The organism is Parafrigoribacterium mesophilum (genome assembly GCF_039652555.1).
Taxonomy (GTDB): domain Bacteria; phylum Actinomycetota; class Actinomycetes; order Actinomycetales; family Microbacteriaceae; genus Parafrigoribacterium; species Parafrigoribacterium mesophilum.
This window is the reverse complement of the sequence record NZ_JBDJAF010000001.1, coordinates 1,260,617-1,283,434: the sequence shown is the minus strand read 5'-3', so window position 1 is coordinate 1,283,434 and position 22,818 is coordinate 1,260,617. Positions and strand designations below refer to the sequence as shown.

Below are 22,818 nucleotides of genomic sequence, written 5' to 3'. Positions count from 1 at the left end.
TAGTGCCTGGGTATCGTGGTCGCCCGTTAAGTCAGCGGGCGTCCCGCGCCCCACACGCCCTGCACGGTGAAGTCGGCGTCCAGCAGCACGGCGTCGGCGGCGAAGCCCAGTGCCAGCTGTCCGAGGTCTTTTTCGCGGCCGATCGCCCGGGCCGGGGTCTCGGTGAGCGCTCGGACGGCGACCTCAACGGGCAGACCGACCGAGCTGACTGCGAGCCGCAACGCGGTGTCCAGGGTGAGCGTGGAGCCGGCGATGGACCCGCCGTCCGCCAGCCTCGCCACGCCGTCGGTCACTGTCACATCCAGGGTGCCGAGCCGGTAGTGGCCGTCGGCGGAGCCGGTGGCGGCCATGGCATCGGTGATCAGCGCGATTCTGCCCGCGGCACCCTCGAACGCGAGCCGCACCACCGCTGGATGCACGTGCACGCCGTCGTTGATGACCTCCAGCGTCACCCCGGCGGAGTCCATCGCGGCCGCCACGGGACCGGGGGCGCGGTGGTGGATGCCTGGCATCGCGTTGAACGCGTGCGTCAGGATGCTGGCACCGGCGTCGAACGCCGCCATCGCGATGTCGTAGTCCGCGGCGCAGTGACCAACCGCCACCACGACCGAGGCATCCACGAACTGCCGCAGTGCATCCATTCCGCCGGGCATTTCAGGCGCCAACGTGATCTGCACCAGGGTGTCGTCCGCCGCGGCGAGCAGCCGGTCGACGCTGGTCCGGTCCGCCGGCCGGAGCAGCGCCGGGTCATGGGCGCCTCGGTGGGCGTCGTCGAGGAATGGACCTTCCAAGTGGGAGCCGAGGATCAGCGGGTCGGCGCCGGCGGCATCCGCGATGATGCCGAGTTGCCGTTCCAGGTCGGGCAGCGCCGCGGTCACGAGCGACAGCACCGAGCGGGTGGTGCCGTGACTGCGGTGCAGTGCGAGCGCGGAAAGGATGCCGTCGGTACCCGAATCGAATGAGGTACCGCCGCCACCGTGCCCGTGAATGTCGATGAATCCTGGCGTGAGCCAGCGGCCTCGGGCATCGGTCACCGCGTCGGCGCCCGGCCACCGGTCGCCTTCGCCCACCCCGGCGATCTGGCCGCCCTCGAAGAGCACCCAGCCGCCCTCGACGATCCGCCCCGAGGTGACCAGCCGGGCGGAGTGGATGAGTGTTCGACCGGACACTGATGCTCCCCTCACTTGTTTCTACCGTGTCCTCAGGATAGCCAGCCGCCACTTCCGGGCATGACGCTCGATGTTGCTCGGTATCCCGGATTGTCGATCACAACCTTGCGTGCCGGGGCCTGTCCCGTGGATGATCGATTCATGACACTTGCACTCACGCGTGACCTGGTAGCCGCTGCGGTCCGGGAAGACAGCGCGGTCGCAGCGTTCAACGTGATCACCCTGGAGCATGCGGAAGCGATCGTCAGCGGCGGCGAAACCGCGGGTGCTGCACTACTGCTCCAGCTGAGTGAAAACACCGTGCGTTTCCACGACGGCAACATGGTGCCGATTCTCGCTGCCTGTACCGAGCTGGCCAAAGCGGCTTCGATACCTGTCGCGATCCACCTGGACCATTTCCAGGACGTGGCCCTTATCGACGCGGGAATCGCGGCCGCCTCGGTGACCGGTGTCAGCTCGCTCATGGTCGATGCGGCGCATCTGCCCTACGCACTCAACGTCGAGCGCACCGCGGCACTGTCCCGGGTGGCGCACGATATCGGGCTCTGGATCGAAGCCGAACTCGGCGAGGTCGGTGGCAAGGACGGCGCCCATGCGCCGGGAGTCCGCACCGATCCCGACGAGGCAGCCGAATTCGTGGGCGACACCGGCGTGGACGGGCTCGCCGTCGCGGTGGGGAGTTCCCACGCGATGACGGCCAAAACCGCGACACTCGACATCGCCCTGATCGGCAGGCTCGCGGAGCGCGTCCCGGTTCCGCTCGTACTCCACGGCTCGTCGGGAGTCCCGGATGAGACCATCAGACAGGCCGTCGCCGCCGGGATGAGAAAGATCAACATCGGAACGGCGCTGGGCGTCGCGTTCACCTCCGCGGTTCGCAGGCGGTTGGATGCGACGACCTCGAGCGACCCGCGCATCTACCTGCGGGATGGGCGGGCGGCCATCACCGAGACCGTCGCCCGGCTGTGCTCGGTCGTGTCACGGTAACCAAGGACGAGCGATCCGCGACGAGAGATCCAAGACGGGGAAGGCTTTGTGATTTGATGGTGCGACGCGTCTGGCGTGACGGACGCACGAAGGTGGAGGGCAGCGGTTGTCTCAGCAGCACAGATTGAACGCGGTGCTCGAGCTCGTCATCGTGCGCGGATCCGTGTCGATCCAGGAAATAGTCGATGAACTGCATATTTCCGCGGCAACGGCGCGGCGCGATCTCAACGGCCTCGCCGACCAGCGACTGGTGACGCGAACGCATGGCGGCGCCATGGCACTCGGGTCCGGCTACGAACTCCCGCTACAGTACAAGGCACCGCGTAATGCCGAGGCCAAAGCCGCCATCGCCGCGGCGGTCGCCGACATGGTGAACTTCGGCGACGTGATCGGCCTCAACGGCGGAACCACCACGAGCGAGGTGTCTCGGGCCATCGGGCGAGCCGAGAAGCTCATCGGCTCGGGTGACGAACCCGGCGTGACGATCGTCACCAATGCCCTCAACATCGCCTTCGAGCTCTCCATCCGGTCGCACGTGAAAATAGTGGTCACCGGCGGTGTCGCCAGGCGTCAGTCGTACGAACTCGTCGGTCCGCTCGTCGGGGACACCATCAAGTCGCTGTCGTTGGATGTCGCGATCCTCGGTGTGGACGGCTTGAGCGTTCAATTCGGCGCCACGACCATCCACGAGGGGGAAGCCGACGTCAGCCGCCAACTCGCTTCCGTTGCGGGGCGGGTGATCATCGTCGCCGACGCCTCCAAGGTGGGCAAGGCCACCTTCGCCCGGATTTGCGACCTGGAGAAGATCGACACGCTCGTGACGGATGCGCCGCTCGGCGACGCCATGCGCGAGACATTCGACCTCGCCGGCGTCGAGGTCATCGTCGCCGCCTGACGACTCCGGTGGCAGCGCCGGCGCGCTCGTGGCCGGTCCGTTCACGCTCGGGGTGAGCCAACTGTCCCCACTTCACGCCAACCACTTGACAAGTAGTGATCGATATAGGGCATAATCGTTCATTATCAAGCAAACAAGGGTGTTGGCATGGATCGTTCCGCACAGCCGCAACTTCGGCTCGCCGTCATCGGCGTTGGGCAGCGTGCCGCAATCCTCCACCACGCGACGGACGGCTCTGACGGCGGTGTCGCGGTGCTGGCCGTCGCAGACAGCTCACCGCTCGGGAGGGAGACTGCCCGGACCCTGTTCGGCCGGGACGTGGCGATCCACGCCTCGCATACCGACCTGATCGCCGCGGGCGGAGTAGACGCCGCCTTCGTGCTGACTCCGGACGCCACGCACGCGCGCATCGCGATCGACCTGCTCCGCGCCGGGATCGCGGTGTATCTGGAGAAGCCACTCGCGATCACCGTGGCGGACTGCGACGCGGTGCTTGCCGCCGCTATGGAGACCGGAACCGTGCTCTACGTCGGTCACAACTTCCGGCACGCGCCCGTGGTGACGCTGCTGCGCGACATCATCCGGCGGGGCGAGATCGGCGAGGTGAAGGCCATCTGGTGCCGGCACTTCGTCGGCAACGGCGGCGACTACTACTTCAAGGACTGGCACGCCGACCGCCGGGCGACGAACTCGCTGCTGCTTCAGAAGGGCAGCCACGATCTCGACGTGATCCATTACCTCGCCGGCGGGTACGGCCGTCGCGTCGTGGCCATGGGCGCGCTCGCGCTCTACGGCTCGATCACCGACCGTGCGGACCGCTCCGGCCAACGGATGACCGACTGGTTCTCGATGGACAACTGGCCGCCGCTGGCGCAGACCGGACTCAACCCGGTGGTCGACGTCGAAGACGTCTCGATGTTGCTGCTCGAACTGGATAACGGCGTCACCGCGAGCTATCAGCAGTGCCACTTCGCCCCGGACTACTGGCGCAACTACACGGTGATCGGTACCGAGGGCCGCGTGGAGAACTTCGGCGACACCGTCGGCAGCATCGTGAAGGTGTGGAATCGGCGGCATGACTTTGCCGCATCCGGCGATGCCGAATACACCGTCGGCGGCCTCGCCGCGGGCCACGTCGACGCGGACCGGCTCACCGTCACCGAGTTCATCGACCTTCTGCGCACCGGTGCGTCCACCGCCACCTCGCCGGTCGCCGCACGCTATGCGGCGGCCGTCGGCGCGCTCGCGGCACAGTCGCTGCGCAACGGCTCCGTCCCCATCGACGTTCCCCCACTGCCGGCCGACCTGGTCTCCTACCTGGAACGCTCCACCATCCACCGCTCCTCCCAACAGTAAAGAAAGGCTCGACTCATGCGACGCACAGCACCAACCCTGCCAGGCTCCCACTCTCGAACCAGAAGGCGCCTGACCACCGCGCTCGCCATCGCGGGCGTCGCGGCACTGCTGGCCGGATGCTCCACCTCCGCTGGAACGGACTCGCCGGCCGCGGACGGCTACACGCCCCCGGCCAAGGATCTCAAGGCCGAAATCACCTATGGCGTCTGGGACCAGACCCAGGTCGAGGCGATCGAAGCCAACATCGAGGGCTTCAACAAGGAGTATCCCAACATCAAGGTCAATGTGAACGTCACCCCGTGGGGCGACTACTGGACGAAACTCCAGACGCAGGGGTCGAGCGCGACCCTCCCCGACCTGTTCTGGATGAACGGGCCCAACTTCCAGTTGTACGCCTCCAACGGGATGTTCGAGCCGATCACCTCGGAGGTCGACGGCGGCCACATCACGCCTGGCGACTATCCGAAGGCCCTCATCGACCTCTACACCCTGGATGGCGTGAGCTATGGGGTGCCGAAGGACTTCGACACGATCGCGCTCTGGTACAACAAGGCGTTGTTCGCGAAGGCCGGGGTCGAGGAGCCGAAGGCGGGCTGGACCTGGGACGACCTGCAGGAGAAGGCCAAGGCCATCTCCGGCGCGCTGTCCGGCGAAGGGATCTACGGCATCGCCGCAGCCACGGACGGGCAGTCCGGCTACTACGACACCATCCTGCAGGCGGGCGGTGACGTGATCTCCGCCGACGGCAAGAAGACGGGGTACGGCACCCCGGAGGCGGCGGCCGGCATTCAGTTCTGGACCGAGCTCATCACGAGCGGCGCCTCGCCGAACATCCAGCAGCTCAGCGACACCCCCGCACTCACCTGGTTCACCTCCGGCAAGGCCGCGATGTTCCAGGGTGGAAGCTGGCAGCGCAACGCCATGGTGCAGTCCGACGTGAAGGATGACGTTCAGGTCGTCGAATTGCCCAAGGGTGAGCGGCAGGCCACCGTCATCCACGGAGTCGCCAACGTCGTCTCGGCCAAGAGTGCGAACAAGCCGGCCGCGCAGGCACTGCAGGTGTACCTCGCGAGCAAGGCGGCGCAGCAGCAGCAGGGTGAGATGGGCGCGGTGATCCCCGCGTTCAACGGGACCCAGAAGGCGTTCGTGGACTCGATCCCGCAGTACGACCTGCAGGTGTTCCTCGATGCGATCGCCTACTCCTACCCCTACCCGGTCTCGAAGAACACCTCGGCCTGGGCCGGGCTGGAGGCGGAGTTGCTGCTCCCGGCGTTCAACGGCGATGTTCCGGTCGACCAGGCCAACGCGGACCTCGCGACGAAGGTTCAAGCGGCACTGGACGCCGAGTGACCTTGTCCCACCGCACCTCTCGGGCGCCGGCGGTCAGCATGCCTGACCGCCGGCGTCCGGGCGGCCTGGCCCGGACGGACGGATGGTGGCCCTGGGCGTTCGTTGCCCCCCTCTTCCTCGGCGTCTGCGTCTTCTACCTCTGGCCGATCCTGCAGACGATCTACTTCTCGTTCACGAAGTTCGGGGTCTTCGGCGGGCAGACCTGGATCGGGGCAGACAACTGGGTCCGGTTGTTCCAGGACCCCGACTTCTACCGCGCCATCCTGAACACCCTCATCTACTCGGGGATCGTGCTCCTCGGCATCCCGGTGGCGGTGTTCCTCGCGAGCCTCATCAACCGGCCTGGCCTGAAGTTCTCCTCCCTCTATCGCGTGCTGTTCTTCCTGCCATACATCGCCATGCCGGTCGCCATCTCCCTCGTCTGGCGCATGATGTTCAACGGCGACTTCGGCATCATCAATTACGTGCTCTCCGTCGTCGGCATCGACGGACCGCATTGGCTCTCGACCCCCGGCCTCGCGCTGATATCCGTCTCCCTCGTCGGATTCTGGGGCTCGTTCGGCCTGGCCATCCTCATCCTCGGCGCAGGTCTGAAGAACATCCCGACTGAGCTCTACGAGGCCGCAGAACTCGACGGCGCGAGCCCGTGGCGACGATTCCGGTCCGTGACAGTGCCGCTGCTGTCGCCGAGCATCTTCTTCATCACCATCATCACCATCATCGGCAGCTTCCAACTGTTCGATGCGCTCTACGCCATGCTCGGACCGAACAATCCCGTCATGCCGGCGACTCAGTCGCTCGTCTTCTACTTCTACGAGACCGGCTTCATCAGGAACGACAAGGGTTTCGCGGCGACGATCGCGCTCGCCATCCTGGTCATCATCGGGATCGTCACATTCCTTCAGTTCAGGCTCCAGAAGAGGTGGGTGAACTATGACTAGTCCCACGCTCCGGATCACAGGCGCGCGACGATCACGCGGGCGAAGCTCCGAAACGAAACGCTACGGTTCGCACCTGTTCGCCCACATCGTCCTCGTGCTGGGCGGGCTCGCCATGGCGCTGCCGTTCCTCTGGCAGCTCATCATGTCGCTCTCCTCGAACGCCGAGGTCACGAGCGTGCCGCCGACCTTCGTTCCCAGTGAGTTGCGCTTCGACAACTACCTCGCGGTGTTCGACGTCATGCCGTTCTTCTCACAGCTCGGGGTGTCGATCTGGATCACGGTCATCCGGGTGGTGGTGCAGATCATCCTGTGCACCTTCGCCGGCTACGCCTTCGCACGCATGAGATTCCGGGGCAGGGGGATCATGCTCGCACTCGTGCTCGCGATCCTCATGGTCCCCTCGCAGGTGTACCTGCTGTCGCAGTACCAGATCGTACAGAACCTCGGACTGCTCGACACCGTGGCGGGCATCGTCGCGCCCGGCCTGTTCAGCGCGTTCGGGACGTTCCTCATGAGGCAGTTCTTCATGGGGATCCCGGTCGAGCTCGAGGAGGCGGCGCGGCTCGACGGAGCCAACCCGTTCCAGATCTTCTGGAAGGTCATGCTTCCGCTCACCGGCCCCGCCGTGAGCGCGCTCGCCATCCTCGTCGTGCTGTTCTCCTGGAACGAGCTGCTCTGGCCCCTGGTGGTCTCCACGAGATCGGATGCCGCGCCGCTGTCCGTCGGTCTCGCCTCGCTCGCCGGCGTGCCGACAGTGAACTACCCAGTGCTCATGGCGGCGAGCGTGCTCACGATGGCGCCGATCCTCATCCTGTTCATCGTGCTGCAACGCCGGGTGATCGAGGGCCTCGCGTTCACCGGCATCAAGTGAGCTATCCGACGGGAGGGGAGGCGGTCGACCGGCTCAGGGTGACGGCCGCTTCAAGCGCGCGCACGTCGCCGGCCACCTCGCCGGCGAGTGGCGCCAGCACCGCCGCGGCCGACCACGCGCAGGCCCGGCGCAGGATCGCCTCGGGGTCATCGTCCCCGGCGGTCAGGCACACCGCGGCCGCCGCAACGGCTGCATCGCCGGCCCCGGTCGGGTTGCCGGCGCACCGGGGCAGCCGCGCGAACAGCGGCGTGCGGTCGCCGGTACTCACCGCGAACATCCCGTCTTCGCCGAGGGAGACCAGCACCATCCGCGCGCCGGCGTCGAGCAGGCTGAGCGCTGCGGCGAGCGGATCCGCCTGGCCGGTCGTCTCGACCAGTTCCCGCCGGTTTGGCTTCACGAGATCCGCGCCGGCCCGCACGGCAGCCAGCAGCACGTCGCCGGTCGCGTCGATGATGGCCGGAACCCCGGCCCCGTGCGCGATCTGGACCAGTTCGGCGTAGAACCCATCCGGCGCGCCGGGCGGCAGGCTGCCAGAGCCGACCAGGCAGGTTGCCGCGCCGACCTGGGCGCGCACCGCAGCGGTCAACGCCTGCCACTCCCTCTCTGCTAGCGGACTCCCGGTCTCGTTCAGCACTGTGGTCGCCTCGTTGCCGGAGTCCACCAACGCGATGCTGCGCCGCGTGGCCGCCGAGACCGGCACCAGCAGGTGCGGCAGGGGGCGCCCCACCAGCCCGCGCGCGAATTCGACCCCGGTGTCGCCGCCGACGGTCGCCAGTGCCAGCACATCGTGGCCGAGCTGATGCGCGACCCTCGCCACGTTGAGACCCTTGCCGCCGGACCGCGAGCGCGCGGTGGGCACCCGATTGCTCTCCCCGACGAGCAGGCCGTCGACGCGGAAGGTGAGGTCGATGGCCGGATTCGCAGTGACGGTGAGGATCACCCGGCGGCTCCCGCGAGATCCCGCGCCTTGAGCGCCGCGCCGATCACGCCGGCGTTCTCGCCGATACTCGCCGGCAGCAGCACCGGCCGCCGGTGAAAGGTGAGCAGCGCATCCAATCTCTCGCGCAGCGGCTCGAACAGCGCCGGGCCGGCGCCGGCCAGGCCGCCACCGATCACGATCGCCTCCGGCGCGAGCAGCGCCACGGTGTGCGAGAGGTCGAGGGCGAGGGCGTCCAGGGCGCTCTCCCAGATCATCCGGGCGTCCGTGTCGCCGGCGTGCGCCGCGGCCAGCACTTCCTTGGCGCCGGGCAGATTCCGGCCGGTCAGCTGGTTGAATCGCCGCGCGATCGCGCCGGCGGAGGCGACCGCCTCGAGGCAGCCGCGGCCGCCGCATGCGCACTCCGGGCCGTCGGCCACGATGGAGTGCCCCATTTCGCCGGCCAGACCGCCGCCGAGGTACGTCTTGCCGTCAATGAAGATCGCCCCGGCGATGCCGGTGCCGATCGCCATCACGACCACGTTCTGAAACGGCGCAGCGGCGCCGAGCCGGTACTCCGCTTCGCCCGCGCCGCGAACGTCGTGGCCGAACGCCACCGGTACCGCCAGTAGCGCGCTCGCCCGGTCGCGGAACGGCACGTTGGCCCAACCCAAGTTCTCCGAGAAAATTCCGATTCCGGACTCCTCGTCGACGTAGCCGGGGACGAGCAGTCCCGCGGCCCGCGGCGACACCGACGGGTGTCGGTCGCGAAAGCCGGCGGCCAGGGAGGCGACCTGGTCCAAGACGGCGTCTTCGGTTCCGGTCTCCCGCAGCGGTGTCGTGACACGGACGATGTCACGCACCCGGCCGTCGTCGTCGATGAGCGCGGCCTTGGTGTCCGTTCCGCCCACGTCGAACGCCAGAACGGCGCTGCCGGCGCCGAGACCTGGGGTGGCGCCACTGCGCAACGCCGTCATCAGCTCAGAACAACCGATCGGGTGAGGTTCCGCGGTGCGTCGGGGTCGAGGTTGGCGCGGCGCGCCCGCTCCAGTGCGACGCGCTGCGCCCGGATGAGATCGGCCATCGGGTCGCGGTCGCGCTGCTCAAAGCGCGCGCCGGTCGCGTCGGCGGCGGCGGCGAGGCCCGCCGGGGCCGCACCGAACATCCACACGACCCGGCCGCCGACGGCGATGCTGATCGGCCCGTGGCGGTATTCCTTGGCCGGGTACGACTCCGTCCAGGATTGGGATGCCTCCCGCATCTTCAGCGCAGCCTCGTTTGCGAGGCCGACCGAGAATCCAGTGCCGAGAAAGGTGTACTGCTCGGCCGTGACCAGGCTTTCATCCAGCGGCGCGGCGACCGCCGACCGGCCGTCGGCGATCACCTGGTCGAGGTTCTCCCCGAGCGACGAGCGCAGCAGCGCCAGCGTCGTCGTGGCGAAACGGGTCTGCACGACCGAGACCTCATCGGCGAACGGCAATGCGATCACATCGTCGACGGCGTCGACAAGGGGTGTGTTCGGATCTCCCACGATCCCGGTGGTACGCACCCGTCCGCGGATACCCTGCAGCAATTCGAGCACCTCTGTCGTGGTGCCGGACCGGGACAGCGCGATGACCGCGTCATACGGACGATCCGGGAAGGACTCGGATGCGGTGAACGCGTCGGTTTCCCCGTGCCCGGTCTGCTCCCGCAACGCGGCATAGCTTTGCGCCATGAACCAGGAGGTTCCGCAGCCGACCACGGCGACCCGCGTCCCGTCCGCCGGCAGCGCGGCCTGCGGTCCCAACGCCACCGCGTGTGCCCACGAATCCGGTTGCGATCGCAGTTCTTCCTCCATGTGCGCCCCGGCCGGCGCGTGTTCGGTGGTGGTCATGAGTTGCACTCCCTCTTCCTCGCGACCAGAAATGTGATCGCTAATGATCGAAACCATGGCCTAATAATCATATTACGACATGTCGAACTGATACGCGGGCGGGACATCCGTCTCCGACACCACCCGGCGCCACAGTTCCGCGAGGGAGTTCTCGCCTTCGCGCAGGTCCGGTATTTCGAGCCCTCGCCTCAGGATGTCTGCGGCGGCCTTCTGGTGCCCGCTGTGAGCGAGCGCTTGAGCCCGCAGAAAACGCACCCTGCCGCTCGCCGGTGCAGTCGACAGCTCGATCAGCGAGAGGGCGCTACCGGCCACATCGAGCGCGAGGAGCGCGGTGACCGCCTCGATCAGCAGAGCCTTATTCGCCCGGTCCAGCGCGCACGCGGTGCGGTAGCGCTTGATCGCGTCCGCGGTTCGTCCACGGGAGCGGGCGATTAGTGCCAGTCCCCGGTGGGCCGCGGCGGCAAGTATGACGTCCTCGGGGACGATCGCCAGCGTCTCCAGATAAAGCTTGCGGGCGGCCTCGAGGTCACCTCGCGCGTGCTTCATGACGGCAAGGCGCCAGAGCACCGGCCCGCTCACTCTTTCGCCTTCCAGGAGAGCCTCCCAGTCCTCGCCGCGGACAAAACTCACCGTGCCGGGGGAGTGCGACACCCCTGAGCCGGATCCGGTGAGCAGTTGCCGCCACGGCTCCTGTTCGGCGGTAAGAGTGCCCGGGTCGAAAGGCGTGCCGGTCTCGTCGATCCATCCCATGCCGGACCGCTGCCTCCGCAGCGCCTCCAACGCACCCCAGCCGCTGCCTGCGCACAGTGGACGTTCGGGTAGCGTATCCGCCCGCGACCGCGCCAGCGCCGTCTCAAGGATGTCGGCGGCGAGCAGGCTGTCGATGCGCTCCTGGCAGTGCGCGACGGCGGTGCTCCAGTCGGGCGAGTGCGCCAGAGCCGGGTCGACGCGCCCGTTGCCGTACGCCTCCACCCACGACCACTGCGCACCGGCCGGCATCGGCAGATGTTGGAACTGGGTCTGTGCCAGCCCGGCCTGGATCTCGGCATACCTGCCGCCGGCCGGGCTCAGCCACTCCTGCCAGCGGCGGCCTCCGGCGCCCTCGCCCCAGACGAACAGCTTTCGACCGCGGAGTCTGTGCGTGGAGAGCATGGCGAGCCCGTCGCCGTCAGCGTCGGCGGCGAGGATCCATCGCGGCGTCTCAGGCGCGAGGTCGAGGAAGAAGTCCCGTGCCCGGCGATTGCGGGTCGGCCAGCTGCAGTCGACACCGTCCTCATCGGTGGGCACCACCCGGGCGAGGCCGTCAGTCTCGTCGCTGGCGAAGGCGGAATTGCTCGGCGCGATGATTCTGGTCTGCGGCGTCTGGGGTACGGCGGCGTTGCTCCACCAGTACATCGGCACCGTGACCGGATTGGGGTTCCGGATGCGGATTGCCACGAAGAGCAGGCGCGAGTCGTCCGGCAACCAGGCGTCCACCTGGAAGACGACCTCGCGCAACCGGTCGAACTCCCACATCCGCAGCGCCTCGTGCCCGTCACTCGTGCGCACCACGGCCGCGTGCAGCGGTGCGCAGGTCGTCGGCGAGTGGCCGCGGGTGCCGATGTTCCATTCGATTCCGCCGGCGAACCAGGCGTTCCGCAGCGCCAGGTTGGCGAACTGGATGGCCGGACCGGTATGCACCAAATGCTTCTGCGCATCCTTGTCGAACAGTTCCCACAGCCGGCCGCCCAGCTCGGGCAGGAAGACTGCGCGCAGGTGCTCGTTCTCCAGCACCACGCAGCGCACGTCGCGCTCGTGCAACTCCCGGGTGTACCCCGCCTGCTCCTGGTACGGGTACAGATTCGGCGGGTTGCCGTAGCGGGAGCCTTCGATGATCTCCGCGGGCACCGCCCCGGTGATCCGGTACGTCTCCTGCGGCGGCCCGACCATCGGCAGCGGGTTCTGGTCGCCGAGCCAGGCGATGGCCAAGGTCCGCTGCTCAACCCGCAGGCTGGAGGATTCGGTCACGGTGTCGATCCCGTCGTCGCGCTCTGGCGAAAGCGGGCGACGCCGCTGCCGATCCGATCCTGCATCGCCGCGTCCACACTCACCCCCGCGCGGGTCAGGCCGAGCACCGCAGCGCCGACGAGGCCGTCCCGCGCCTGGATCAGCTCCGCCGGCCCGAGGGCGCTCGCCAGCGACTGTGCCACGGGATTGCCGCCCGGCATCGTGCCCAGGATGCTGCCACCGAGCACCACCGGACCGGTCGCGTGCGCGGGCCGGATGGCGGCCAGCGTGTCGACCAGCTCGATCGCGGCTGTCGTCAGAATTTCGAGGGCGACGGCATCATCTCGCGCCTGGAACGCCAGCGGTGCGAACCGGGAGAGCTCGACCGGCGGCAAGGCATAGAGCACGTCGATGAGGTCCAAGAGCACGCGCGCGCGGCCATGGGCACGCTCGCCGGTCGCAGTGAGACCAACGGCGGACAACAGCGCCGTGGTCAGTGCCGTATCAGGGCCGCGGCCATCGAGAACGGCCACGACCGCCCGCGCCACCCGGTGGCCGATCCAGAATCCGGAACCGCCATCGCCCAGGAGCCAGCCGGCACCCCCGGACACCGTGCTCAAGACGCCCGCTTGGACCCGGGCGGCCACCGAGCCGGTTCCGGCGATCAGGGCGTACCCGCTGTCGGACAGCGTTCCGGAGCGGAACATCGCGAGCAGGTCGGACTCCAGGGCGAGTTCTCCTCGCACGCCGAGCGCGGTGAATCGTCGCGTCAACTCCTGCCTCGGCATCCGGGAGGTGGCTCCCGCCATCGCGATGAGGGCTGAGGAGATGACCTCGGTGCCGGGGCTGGATTTCAGCGCCGCGCTGGTCGCCGCAGCCAGTGAGGCGAGCGCCGGTTCGAAACCGGCTGAGATCGGATTTCCGCCGCCGGCGGCGCCGAAGCCGAGGCAATTGCCGCATTCATCGACGATGATCGCGCGCGTGGAGGTGCCTCCCGCATCGATGGCTAGGACTGAGAGCATCGTTACCGTTTCGTCGCTGAGCGGGGCCGAGGATGCTTGACAGGAGCATCCCTCGTGGTAAGAATAACTCTTATCACTGCCGACGTTCAAGAAACGGAATCCCAGGATGGCATCGACGCCCGAATCTTCCGCCGCTGAACCGGCGATCGGCGTCCTGAGCCGTATTCAGTCGCAGTTCCCTGAAATGTCGGGGACGATGCAGAAGATCGCCTCCTTTCTGCTTGAGCATCCGCAGGCACCGTTGAAAATGTCGATCGGTGATCTTGCGCGTCGCGCCGGAACTTCCGCGGCCACGGTGACTCGCTTTTGTCGGTTGATCGGATTCGCCGGTTACGTGCCGTTCCGGGTGAGCATCGCGACCGATCTCGGCCGCAGCGCCGCCCGCGAATCCTGGAAGGCCGACATCGGGCGGGCCTTCGGTCCCGACGATTCTCCGGCCGACGTGCTCAGCACCCTGCTCAACGCGCACACCCGCTCGCTGCGCGAGACCGCGTCGATCATGGACCTGCCGCTCATGAAGGACATCTCCCGCCGCATCGCCGGGTGCAGCCACGTGGACATTTACGGCATCGGTGGCAGCGCGGCGCTCGCGGGCGAGATGCAGAGCCGCCTCTACCGGATCGGGATCAACACCCACCACTGGTCCGAGGTGCATGCCGGCCTCACCAGCGCCGCCATCCAGAATTCGGACTGCGTCGCGATCGGCATTTCGAATACCGGCCGCACCACCGAGACCATTGAAATGCTCGAGCAGGCCAGGCGTGCCGGAGCCCTGGCGATCGCCGTCTGCAACAACCCGAAATCGCCCCTGGCCGAGGCGGCGGACCTCAACATCATCACGTCCGTGTACGAGCGGTTCCTGCAACCAGACGATCTCACCGCCAAACACGCGCAGTTGCTGGTGCTCGACCTGCTGTACCTCCTGATCGCCCAGGAGAACTTCGCCCGGTCGACCCAAAATCTCTCGACTTCTGCGCTCGCGGTCTCCGCGCACCGCCTGCCGCTGCGGTCCCCGTCGAGGCCGCGCACGACGAAGCATCCCATGCCCATCGCCCTGAAACAGATGTAGGAGAACACGTGCCCCAATCCACCGACCTGTCCGAACTGGTCCGCAAGTACGCTGGCGAAGTCAACTTGCGCATCGAGGCACTGGCGGCGGACGCCGCCGCCGGTGGATTCGACGCGGCCATCGACCTGATGGTGAACGCCATCGAGGCCGGCGGTGTGATCCAGGCGTTCGGCACTGGTCACTCCGAAGCATTCGCGATGGAGATCGCCGGGCGGGCGGGCGGGCTGATCCCCACCACCAAGATCGCGCTGCGCGATGTGGTGTTGCGCGGCAGCCGGGACCTCGGCGACCTGACCGGCTCGGCGTTGGAGCGCAGCGCGTCAGTGGTCGACGAACTCTTCGAGATTTCTCCGATCGGGGCGGACGACGTGTTCATCATCGCGTCGAACTCCGGGGTGAACGGGTCCATCGTCGGACTGGCGCTCAAGGCCAAGGAAACCGGGCACAAGCTCATCGCCGTGACCAGCCTCGAGCACACCAAGCGTGTGGCGCCGAAGCATCCGAGCGGCAAGCGGCTGTACGAAGTCGCGGATGTCGTGCTGGACAACAGGGCACCGTTCGGTGATTCGACGCTCGAGTTTCCCGGCGGAATCCCGGTAGGCGCGGTGTCGTCCATCACCGCCGCGTTCATCGCGCAGATCTTGACCATCGGCACGGCGAACCGCATCTCGCAGGCCGGCAAGACGCCGCCGCTCTACATCTCGGCGAACATTCCCGGTGGCGACGAGCACAATCACGCGCTCGAAGCCCTTTACAAGGACAAAATCCGGCGCAGCGCATGACTCTTACCTGGCCAGTGACGACCAACACACCAAGAATGAAAGGTAATACACCATGAAAATCCAGGACAAGCCGCTTGAGCGGCGCGATTTCCTCCGCGGTGCCTTCGCCACAGCGTTGACGATCCCGTTGGGAATCACTCTGGCGTCCTGCGCCACCGGCGGGGGCACCACCACGAATAATTCCCCCGGCGGCAAGAAGAGCGAAAAGAACCCGTTCGGGCTCGCCGCCACCTCCACCGTTGACGCCGTGATCTTCAACGGCGGCTACGGCATCGACTACGCCGAGTTCGCTGGCAAGCAAGTCGAGTCCCACCAGAAGGGCACCACGGTCAAGGTCTCACCGCAGACCAACATCGCGCAGACCCTGCAGCCGCGCTTCGTGGCGGGCAACCCGCCGGACGTGATCGACAACAGCGGCGCGAACCTGATCGGCATCAACACCATCCGCGACCAACTCGAGACTCTCGACGATGTCATAGGCGCCAACAACTACGAGGGCAAGGTGATCAAGGACACGCTGTACTCCGGGGTCGTCGAGCCCGGCACGTTCGACGGCAAGTTCGTGGTACTGAACTACGCGCTCACCGTCTACGCGCTGTGGTACTCGGCCTCGTTGTTCGAGGAAAACGGATGGACCGTGCCCAAGACCTACGACGAAATGCTTGCGCTCGGCGCCAAGGCCAAGGAGAAGGGCAAGTACCTGCTCGGTTGGGGCAAGGAAGCGGCGACCTACTACCAGACCATGGCGATCGCATCCGCGATCAAGGAGGGCGGCGACGAGGTCCGTCTGGCGCTGGAGAACCTGAAGCCGGATTGCTGGTCGCTTCCGGCGGTGCAGGCGGTCTTCACGGGTCTGAAGAAGATCATCGACGCCGGATACGTCAAGCCCGGCGGTGCGGGTACCCAGTTCACGGCGGCGCAGGCACAATGGAGCAACGCCGAGGACTTCATCCTGTACCCATCCGGTGGCTGGATCGAGAACGAGATGAAGAAGGACACCAAGGAAGGTTTCAAGATGACCGGTGCCCCGGAGCCCACCGTCACCAGTGGCTCCAAGATGCCCTGGGAAGCGCTGCACTCCACGGCCGGCGAGGGCTACATCGTGCCGTCGAAGTCGAAGAACCCGGCGGGAGGCAAAGAGTTCCTGCGCGCCATGCTGTCCCGCGAGGCCGCGGTCAACTTCGCGAAGACGAAGCTTGCCTCGACCGTCGTCAAGGACACGATTCCCGAGGACGGGTTCGGTTCGACGGCGCTGGTGTCCCAGGTCAAGCTGCTCAAGGACGCGGGAGAGAACATCTTCTCCTGGAACTTCGTCGACCTCTACGGCACCAACGTCGACCAGCTGGTGGTGTGGAACACCTTCCTGCAGGGCGGTTCCGACGTGGCCAAGCTGACCTCCTCGCTGCAGGCGATCACGGACAAGGTGGCCAACGATCCATCGGTGAAGAAGGTTACCGTCAAGTGACCGTAGCAACCCCGGTTGCACAGCCGGACGGCGGTAAGACTACCGCCGCCCGGCGCATCCGGCGCAAGGATTTGACCTTCGACAAGGTCAGCTTCCTGCTTGTCTTCTTGGTGGTCCCGTTCATCGGCTACGTCATTTTCGTGGTGTCGCCGTTCATCCAGGCCGCCTACTATTCCCTCACCGACTGGTCGGGGTTCACGGCCGGGATGAACTTCATCGGCTTGTCCAACTACGTGAAGCTGTTCAACGACGCCACGTTCATGAAGTCGGTCGGCAACAGCGTCACCCTGGCGGTCGTGCTGCCCATCGTCACCCTCGGCATCGCCTTCATCTTCGCCACCCTCGTCACGATCGGCGGGCCCAGCCACGGCGCCATCCGAGGACTCAAGAATTCCAGCTTCTATCGGGTCATCTCGTTCTTCCCCTACGTCATCCCGGCCATCGTGATCGGGCTGATCTGGCAGCAGGTGTACGACCCCAACACCGGCATCCTGAACGGCATCCTCACGCTGTTCGGCCTTGACCAATTCGAATCCTTCGCCTGGCTCGGCGAAATCAAGACGGCGATGCCCGCGGTGATGTTCGTCATCGTGTGGGGACTGATCGGCTTCTACATGGTCTTGTTCATCGCCGCGATCAAGGGCGTGCCGGCCGAGATTTACGAGGCAGCCAGGATCGACGGCGCCGGACGCTTCCGCACGGCCACCACGATCACGCTCCCGCTGATCCGGGACAACGTGCAGACCGCCTACATCTACATGGGCATCCTCGCGCTGGACGCCTTCGTGTACATGGCCGCCCTGGAGTCCGGCGGGGGGCCAGCCAACTCGACCCTGGTGATATCCCAGCAACTGTTCACCACCGCGTTCACCAAGGGCCAGTTCGGCTACGCCTCCGCCATGGGCGTCGTCCTGGCCCTGGTGACGCTCCTGTTCGCCGGGGTCGTCTTCCTCGTGAACCGGCTCACCGGCGGAAGTAATGACGTAGCCGAATGACACACACAACTCTGGATGCGCCCCCCGCCGCGGCCGGCAGCGACCGAGCCACGCCGGTTGCCGCGCGTTCCGGCAAACCGACCACCGGCGACCGAGTCGTCGGCGGCATCTCCCACACCGTCCTGGTCATCTGGGCGATCGTCATCATCCTCCCGTTGATCTGGACGGTGCTGTCGTCGTTCAAGAACAATTCGGAGATCTTCGCCTCGCCGTTTTCGCTGCCTTCGAAGTGGAACTTCGACAACTACGTCAGCGCCTGGACCACCGCGCACATCGGAAGCTTCTTCTTCAACACCCTGGTCGTGGTGTTCGGCGCGTTGATTCTGACAATGCTGTTCGGATCGATGACCGCCTACGTGCTGGCTCGGTTCCAGTTCCCCGGGTCCCGCGTCCTCTACTACCTGATGCTCGCCGGGCTGACCTTCCCGATCTTCCTGGCCATCGTGCCGTTGTTCTTCGTGCTGCAGAATTTCGGGCTGCTCAACACCCTTCCCGGGCTGATCGTCACCTACGCGGCGTTCGCCTACCCGTTCACGGTGTTCTTCCTGTTCTCCTTTTTCAAGTCGCTGTCGAACTCGATCGCCGAGGCTGCGGCGATCGACGGAGCGGGGGAGTGGCGCACCTTCTTTCAGGTGATGCTGCCGATGGCCAAGCCCGGACTGGCGACCGTGGCCATCCTGAACTTCGTCGGACTGTGGAACCAGTTCCTGCTGCCCATCGCGCTGAACACCGACCCCGAGAAGTACGTGCTGACGCAAGGCATGGCGCAGTTCGCGTCCCAGGCGGGCTACTCCGTGGACTTCGGTGCGCTGTTCGCCGCCGTGGTGATCACGGTGATCCCGGTCTTCATCGTCTACCTCATCTTCCAACGCCAGCTGCAGGGATCTGTCTCGCAGGGCACCAATAAGTGACGCCGCCAACCGCGACACGGGCCTCATCCCCGCACACGGTGGGCGTCATCGGGCAGGGCCGGATGGGCCGGGAGCATGCCAGGGCCTGGTCCGAGTTGGGGCAGGAGGTCCGGTACATCTGTGCGCCGGGCCCCGAACGGGCCAGGGAGCACGCGGCATCCGCCCGGTTCGTGACCGATCTCGACGTCGTGCTGGCGGACCCCGAGGTGGACATCGTCTCAATCTGCACACCAACGCCCACGCACGAGGACATTGCCATCCGGGCGCTTCGCGCCGGCAAGAATGTGCTGCTCGAAAAACCCATCGCACTAACGGTGGGGCAGGCCCTGGCGATCGCCGCCGAGGCCAGGGGCACCGTACTCATGGTGGCGCACGTCGTGCGCTTCTTCGCCGGGTATCGCGCCCTTCGACACAAGGCTGAGGCCGGGCAACTCGGGCGGATCCTGGCCGTGCGGGCGCGGCGGATCAGTGCCCCGGGGGAACAGGCGCCCTGGATGCGCGACGAGTCGCAGTCGGGCGGCATTCTGGTGGATTTCGGCATCCATGACTTCGATCAGCTGAACCTCTATCTCGGCACTCCCGTCGCGGTGACCGCGGTGCGGGCCTGGCACGACGGCCCGATCGAGACGACCGTCGAATACGCGGACGGCGGGATCGGGCAGGTGCTCACCCACCTGTCCATGCCGCCGGGTACCCCGTTCACCAGCTCGATCGAACTGGTCGGCAGTGACGGGTTGGCCCACTACCGCTTTTCGGATGCGTCGCCCACCTCGATCGCCGACGAGAACCCGTATGCCCGGCAGGCTGAGTACTTTCTGCACTGTGTGGACACCGGCACGCCGCCGACACTGTGCCCGGTGGACGCTGCCATCTGGGCTCTTCGGCTCGCCCTGGCCGCCGCCGCATCCCTGACCGCCGCCACCACCATCCACCCCTGACCGCTTCCAGAACCCGTTCCACCACCCGGCCCAAGCACCCGTTTCAAGGACCCGTTTCAAGGAAAAACTGTCACCGCAGCCCCGGTTACCGGCGATCCGGGCCTGTTTGGGACAGAAACTCCGTGAAACGGGACTAGAGGCGAGGTCAAAGAAGGGATTGAAGATGAGGGATCGGGCTCGGCTAAACTAAGAAAGTCGCAACTGGCGTTCGGATGGGGCACCATCGGGGAGCGACTGACAACGATTTGGCCGTTCGCCTGGGCCGAAGCGGATACCGTATTAGTCATCCGATGTCGTCGAGGAGCTCCAGTTGAACACCGCACTTTCCACCAGCAGACTTCCGTCCACCTTCACCGACCCGCTCGAGAGCGTCGACCCGGAGATCGCCGCCGTGCTGAAGGGCGAGCTTGGCCGCCAGCGCGACTACCTCGAGATGATCGCCAGTGAGAACTTCGTTCCCCGCGCCGTGCTCGAGGCGCAAGGCTCCGTGCTCACCAACAAGTACGCGGAAGGTTACCCCGGGCGCCGCTACTACGGCGGATGCGAGTACGTGGATGTCGCGGAGCAGCTCGCGATCGACCGGGCCAAGTCCTTGTTCGGCGCCGCATTCGCCAACGTACAGCCGCACTCCGGTGCCAGTGCCAACGCCGCGGTGCTCGCGGCGCTGGCTACTCCCGGCGACACCATCCTCGGTATGGAACTCGCCCACGGCGGGCACCTCACCCATGGCATGAAGCTGAACTTCTCCGGCAAGCTGTACAACGCCACCGCCTACGGGGTCGACCCGAAGACATTCCTCGTGGACATGGATATCGTGCGCGACAAGGCGCTGGAGTACCGGCCGACGGTGCTCATCGCCGGCTGGTCCGCCTATCCTCGCCAGCTCGACTTCGCCGCTTTCCGCGCCATCGCCGACGAGGTAGGCGCCAAGCTGTGGGTGGACATGGCTCATTTCGCCGGCCTGGTGGCCACCGGCTTGCACCCGAGCCCGGTCCCCTACGCGGATGTCGTCTCCAGCACCGTGCACAAGACCCTCGCCGGACCGCGCAGCGGCTTCATCCTCAGCCGCGATCCCGACCTGGGCCGGAAGCTCAACTCCGCCGTGTTCCCCGGGCAGCAGGGCGGTCCGCTCATGCACGTTATCGCCGCCAAGGCCACGGCGTTCCTGCTCGCGGCCACTGACGAGTTCCGGGACCGGCAGCAGCGCACCGTGCGCGGCGCGAAGATCCTCGCGGACCGGCTGGTCTCCGCAGACATGAAGGATGCCGGCGTCGACGTGCTCACCGGCGGCACCGATGTGCACCTCGTGCTCGCCGACCTGCGGGACTCGCCCATGGACGGCAAGCAGGCCGAAGACCTGCTGCACGACGTGAACATCACCGTGAACCGCAACGCGGTGCCGTTCGATCCGCGCCCGCCGATGGTCACCTCCGGACTGAGGATCGGCACTCCGGCCCTGGCCACTCGCGGATTCGGCGACACCGAGTTCACCGAAGTGGCCGACATCATTGCCACGGCGCTCAAGCCTGGGGCGGATGTCTCGGAGCTGCGCACGCGGGTGACCGCACTGTCGGATGCCTTCCCGCTGTACCCGGGACTGGAGCAGTGGTGAGCGCTATCCGGATGGACGGCGTCGCCACCGCGACCGTCCTGAAGGCCGAACTGGCAGTGCGCGTGAAGCTCTTACGCGAGCGGGGCATCCACCCAGGTCTGGGCACCCTGCTCGTTGGCGACGATCCCGGGTCGCACTCCTATGTCGCCGGCAAACACCGCGACTGCGCCGAAGTGGGTATCGAGTCGATCCGGATCGACCTACCGTCCACCGCCTCCGCCGCCGACGTGCGTGCCGCGATCGCGGAACTGAACTCCAGCGCCGCGGTCACCGGATTCATCGTGCAGCTTCCCCTGCCCGACGGCCTCGACGATAACGCGATGCTCGAACTCGTGGACCCGGCCAAGGACGCGGACGGCTTGCATCCCACCAACCTGGGCCGGCTCGTGCTTGGCGTCGCCGGGGACCTGAAGTCGCCGTTGCCGTGCACCCCGGCCGGCGTCGTCGAACTACTGCAGCGGTACGACGTGCCGATCAGCGGCAAGCACGTCGTCGTGATCGGACGAGGAATCACGGTCGGCCGTCCACTCGGCCTCCTGCTCACCCGCAAGGGCTTGGATGCCACCGTGACGCTCACGCATTCGCGCACGGTCGACCTCGCGGCCGAAGTGCGCCGCGCGGACATCGTGGTCGCAGCGGTGGGCGTCCCGCATCTGGTCAAGCCGGACTGGGTGAAGCCCGGTGCTGCCGTCGTGGACGTCGGAGTCAGCCGGGTTGGCACCACCGACTCCGGGAGGGCCAAACTGTCCGGCGACGTCGATCCCGCGGTGTCCGAGGTGGCCGGCTATCTCTCCCCGGTTCCCGGTGGTGTCGGTCTTATGACCAGGGCCATGCTGCTGTCCAACGTGATCGAGGCCGCCGAGCGCCTGTAGTCCAGGAGGCTACTCGCCGCTGTATCCGATTCCGCAGGAGGTTCCGGTGGCGGCCGTCGCGGGATCCCACCCGTGGATGTCGCTGACGCCGGCCTGTTCCCCGAGCGCGGTCATCGTCACGCTGCAGGATTCGATCGTGGCACCAGACTCGGGAGCCACCACGAAGCCGTAGTGGCCGTAGCGCCACATCGTCACGTCCGGCACCGACGCGTTGGTCTGAAAGTCGATCAGCGCGTGCGCCTCGCCAGACTTCATCCAGGTGTAGATGCCCGTGCATCCCTCTGCCGGGGGCACAATCCCCGCGCCGGAGACCGTCTGCGTGGTGTACGGGCCGCCGAGGAACAGCTGGATCGGCGCCACGAACGTCTGTCCCGGCCGGTTGCTGGTCAACGTGAGCGGCATCAGGGCGCTGCCGGTGTCAACCAGGGTCTCCTCGGTGATGGGGCGGCCCGAGGCGTCGGTCGGGCATCCGTCGAGGAATTCGCCGCTGAGCTCCCGCACCGCGGGGTCGGTGTAGGCCACCGGGAGATGCGCGGTGAGGGTGACACCCACCCGGCTGCCATCGGTGGCGCGCGCCGTCGCGTTAATCGTGAACAGCACGTCCGACGGGTCCTCGGGTGTTGCACTGGGAGGCTGTGGTGATGCGGTGGCCGGTGTTGGGGTAGTCGTCGTCTTCGGTGTCGCCGGCGCAGCGGTTGCGCATCCGGCCAGCAGGAGCGTGCACAGGATCGCGCACGCGGCCGCACCACCCACAACGCTCAGACGGGCGTGTGGTAAGGACCCTCGCACCAATGCCTCCGCTCGA

General features: G+C 66.8%; 21 protein-coding genes and 1 riboswitch. Of the genes, 14 read left to right on the top strand and 7 right to left on the bottom strand.

Going from position 1 to position 22,818, the window contains the following annotated elements:
* Positions 1-26 precede the first annotated feature (26 nt).
* Positions 27-1,169 (bottom strand): N-acetylglucosamine-6-phosphate deacetylase, encoded by a 1,143-nt coding sequence (gene nagA, locus ABFX56_RS06115; protein ID WP_346232375.1) that lies wholly within the window; start codon positions 1,167-1,169, stop codon positions 27-29.
* 141 nt (positions 1,170-1,310) lie between these two features.
* Between nagA and ABFX56_RS06110 the strand changes: the two genes are divergently transcribed.
* From ABFX56_RS06110 to ABFX56_RS06085, 6 genes are all read left to right on the top strand, one after another.
* Complete coding sequence (locus ABFX56_RS06110) at positions 1,311-2,156, top strand: class II fructose-bisphosphate aldolase (RefSeq protein ID WP_346232374.1); 846 nt, start codon at positions 1,311-1,313, stop codon at positions 2,154-2,156.
* Positions 2,157-2,289: 133 nt separating this feature from the next.
* On the top strand, positions 2,290-3,051 hold the full coding sequence (locus ABFX56_RS06105) for a DeoR/GlpR family DNA-binding transcription regulator (protein ID WP_346232373.1): 762 nt from the start codon (positions 2,290-2,292) through the stop codon (positions 3,049-3,051).
* A gap of 147 nt (positions 3,052-3,198) precedes the next feature.
* Complete coding sequence (locus ABFX56_RS06100; RefSeq protein ID WP_346232372.1) at positions 3,199-4,407, top strand: Gfo/Idh/MocA family protein; 1,209 nt, start codon at positions 3,199-3,201, stop codon at positions 4,405-4,407.
* Between the two features lie 15 nt (positions 4,408-4,422).
* Positions 4,423-5,757: an ABC transporter substrate-binding protein gene (locus ABFX56_RS06095; RefSeq protein WP_346232371.1), complete on the top strand. Its 1,335-nt coding sequence runs from the start codon at positions 4,423-4,425 to the stop codon at positions 5,755-5,757.
* A gap of 38 nt (positions 5,758-5,795) precedes the next feature.
* Positions 5,796-6,698 carry a carbohydrate ABC transporter permease gene (locus ABFX56_RS06090; RefSeq protein WP_346232370.1) on the top strand — a complete coding sequence of 301 codons (903 nt, stop codon included), beginning with the start codon at positions 5,796-5,798 and terminating at the stop codon, positions 6,696-6,698.
* Positions 6,691-7,569 carry a carbohydrate ABC transporter permease gene (locus tag ABFX56_RS06085; RefSeq protein ID WP_346232369.1) on the top strand — a complete coding sequence of 293 codons (879 nt, stop codon included), beginning with the start codon at positions 6,691-6,693 and terminating at the stop codon, positions 7,567-7,569. Before ABFX56_RS06090 ends, ABFX56_RS06085 begins: the two co-directional genes overlap by 8 nt.
* A 1-nt stretch (position 7,570) precedes the next feature.
* Here the strand turns inward: ABFX56_RS06085 and ABFX56_RS06080 are convergent, their stop codons facing one another.
* From ABFX56_RS06080 to ABFX56_RS06060, 5 genes are all read right to left on the bottom strand, one after another.
* The gene (locus ABFX56_RS06080) at positions 7,571-8,509 is read right to left on the bottom strand and encodes a 1-phosphofructokinase family hexose kinase (RefSeq protein ID WP_346232368.1); all 939 of its coding nucleotides are present in this window, start codon (positions 8,507-8,509) and stop codon (positions 7,571-7,573) included.
* The gene (locus tag ABFX56_RS06075; protein ID WP_346232367.1) at positions 8,506-9,462 is read right to left on the bottom strand and encodes an ROK family protein; all 957 of its coding nucleotides are present in this window, start codon (positions 9,460-9,462) and stop codon (positions 8,506-8,508) included. The genes ABFX56_RS06080 and ABFX56_RS06075 overlap by 4 nt, the downstream gene beginning before the upstream one ends.
* Entirely contained in the window at positions 9,462-10,361 is a 900-nt protein-coding gene (locus ABFX56_RS06070; protein ID WP_346232366.1) for an SIS domain-containing protein, read from the bottom strand. Before ABFX56_RS06070 ends, ABFX56_RS06075 begins: the two co-directional genes overlap by 1 nt.
* Before the next feature lie 72 nt (positions 10,362-10,433).
* Positions 10,434-12,368, bottom strand: coding sequence for a DUF5107 domain-containing protein (locus ABFX56_RS06065; RefSeq protein WP_346232365.1), 1,935 nt, complete (start codon positions 12,366-12,368; stop codon positions 10,434-10,436).
* Positions 12,365-13,369: an N-acetylglucosamine kinase gene (locus ABFX56_RS06060; protein WP_346232364.1), complete on the bottom strand. Its 1,005-nt coding sequence runs from the start codon at positions 13,367-13,369 to the stop codon at positions 12,365-12,367. The genes ABFX56_RS06065 and ABFX56_RS06060 overlap by 4 nt, the downstream gene beginning before the upstream one ends.
* Before the next feature lie 106 nt (positions 13,370-13,475).
* Here ABFX56_RS06060 and ABFX56_RS06055 point away from each other — a divergent pair, with 106 nt between their 5' ends.
* The 8 genes from ABFX56_RS06055 to ABFX56_RS06020 all read left to right on the top strand — a co-directional run bounded on the left by ABFX56_RS06055 (position 13,476) and on the right by ABFX56_RS06020 (position 22,013).
* Positions 13,476-14,438: a MurR/RpiR family transcriptional regulator gene (locus ABFX56_RS06055; RefSeq protein ID WP_346232363.1), complete on the top strand. Its 963-nt coding sequence runs from the start codon at positions 13,476-13,478 to the stop codon at positions 14,436-14,438.
* Between the two features lie 8 nt (positions 14,439-14,446).
* Positions 14,447-15,220: a sugar isomerase domain-containing protein gene (locus ABFX56_RS06050; protein ID WP_346232362.1), complete on the top strand. Its 774-nt coding sequence runs from the start codon at positions 14,447-14,449 to the stop codon at positions 15,218-15,220.
* 52 nt (positions 15,221-15,272) lie between these two features.
* Positions 15,273-16,685 (top strand): N-acetylglucosamine/diacetylchitobiose ABC transporter substrate-binding protein, encoded by a 1,413-nt coding sequence (ngcE, locus tag ABFX56_RS06045; protein ID WP_346232361.1) that lies wholly within the window; start codon positions 15,273-15,275, stop codon positions 16,683-16,685.
* Positions 16,682-17,680, top strand: a complete 999-nt coding sequence (locus tag ABFX56_RS06040) for a carbohydrate ABC transporter permease (protein ID WP_346232360.1) — start codon at positions 16,682-16,684, stop codon at positions 17,678-17,680. The genes ngcE and ABFX56_RS06040 overlap by 4 nt, the downstream gene beginning before the upstream one ends.
* Positions 17,677-18,591 (top strand): carbohydrate ABC transporter permease, encoded by a 915-nt coding sequence (locus ABFX56_RS06035; RefSeq protein ID WP_346232359.1) that lies wholly within the window; start codon positions 17,677-17,679, stop codon positions 18,589-18,591. The genes ABFX56_RS06040 and ABFX56_RS06035 overlap by 4 nt, the downstream gene beginning before the upstream one ends.
* Entirely contained in the window at positions 18,588-19,529 is a 942-nt protein-coding gene (locus ABFX56_RS06030) for a Gfo/Idh/MocA family protein (protein WP_346232358.1), read from the top strand. Before ABFX56_RS06035 ends, ABFX56_RS06030 begins: the two co-directional genes overlap by 4 nt.
* Before the next feature lie 187 nt (positions 19,530-19,716).
* A riboswitch (ZMP/ZTP riboswitch) is annotated at positions 19,717-19,799 on the top strand.
* 40 nt (positions 19,800-19,839) lie between these two features.
* On the top strand, positions 19,840-21,141 hold the full coding sequence (gene glyA / locus ABFX56_RS06025) for a serine hydroxymethyltransferase (protein ID WP_346232357.1): 1,302 nt from the start codon (positions 19,840-19,842) through the stop codon (positions 21,139-21,141).
* 11 nt (positions 21,142-21,152) lie between these two features.
* Positions 21,153-22,013, top strand: coding sequence for a bifunctional methylenetetrahydrofolate dehydrogenase/methenyltetrahydrofolate cyclohydrolase (locus tag ABFX56_RS06020; protein ID WP_428834424.1), 861 nt, complete (start codon positions 21,153-21,155; stop codon positions 22,011-22,013).
* 9 nt (positions 22,014-22,022) lie between these two features.
* Here ABFX56_RS06020 and ABFX56_RS06015 read toward each other — a convergent pair whose 3' ends face one another.
* Positions 22,023-22,613, bottom strand: coding sequence for a hypothetical protein (locus tag ABFX56_RS06015; RefSeq protein ID WP_346232355.1), 591 nt, complete (start codon positions 22,611-22,613; stop codon positions 22,023-22,025).
* Positions 22,614-22,818: the final 205 nt, after the last annotated feature.

Bases quoted from the DNA above. Each gene is read 5' to 3' on its own strand.
- ABFX56_RS06110 (WP_346232374.1), top strand. From the start codon at position 1,311: ATGACACTTGCACTCACGCGTGACCTGGTAGCCGCTGCGGTCCGGGAA.
- ABFX56_RS06100 (WP_346232372.1), top strand. From the start codon at position 3,199: ATGGATCGTTCCGCACAGCCGCAACTTCGGCTCGCCGTCATCGGCGTT.
- ABFX56_RS06095 (WP_346232371.1), top strand. From the start codon at position 4,423: ATGCGACGCACAGCACCAACCCTGCCAGGCTCCCACTCTCGAACCAGA.
- ABFX56_RS06090 (WP_346232370.1), top strand. From the start codon at position 5,796: ATGCCTGACCGCCGGCGTCCGGGCGGCCTGGCCCGGACGGACGGATGG.
- ABFX56_RS06085 (WP_346232369.1), top strand. From the start codon at position 6,691: ATGACTAGTCCCACGCTCCGGATCACAGGCGCGCGACGATCACGCGGG.
- ABFX56_RS06075 (WP_346232367.1), bottom strand. From the start codon at position 9,462: ATGACGGCGTTGCGCAGTGGCGCCACCCCAGGTCTCGGCGCCGGCAGC.
- ABFX56_RS06070 (WP_346232366.1), bottom strand. From the start codon at position 10,361: ATGACCACCACCGAACACGCGCCGGCCGGGGCGCACATGGAGGAAGAA.
- ABFX56_RS06060 (WP_346232364.1), bottom strand. From the start codon at position 13,369: ATGCTCTCAGTCCTAGCCATCGATGCGGGAGGCACCTCCACGCGCGCG.
- ABFX56_RS06055 (WP_346232363.1), top strand. From the start codon at position 13,476: ATGGCATCGACGCCCGAATCTTCCGCCGCTGAACCGGCGATCGGCGTC.
- ngcE (WP_346232361.1), top strand. From the start codon at position 15,273: ATGAAAATCCAGGACAAGCCGCTTGAGCGGCGCGATTTCCTCCGCGGT.
- ABFX56_RS06035 (WP_346232359.1), top strand. From the start codon at position 17,677: ATGACACACACAACTCTGGATGCGCCCCCCGCCGCGGCCGGCAGCGAC.
- ABFX56_RS06020 (WP_428834424.1), top strand. From the start codon at position 21,153: ATGGACGGCGTCGCCACCGCGACCGTCCTGAAGGCCGAACTGGCAGTG.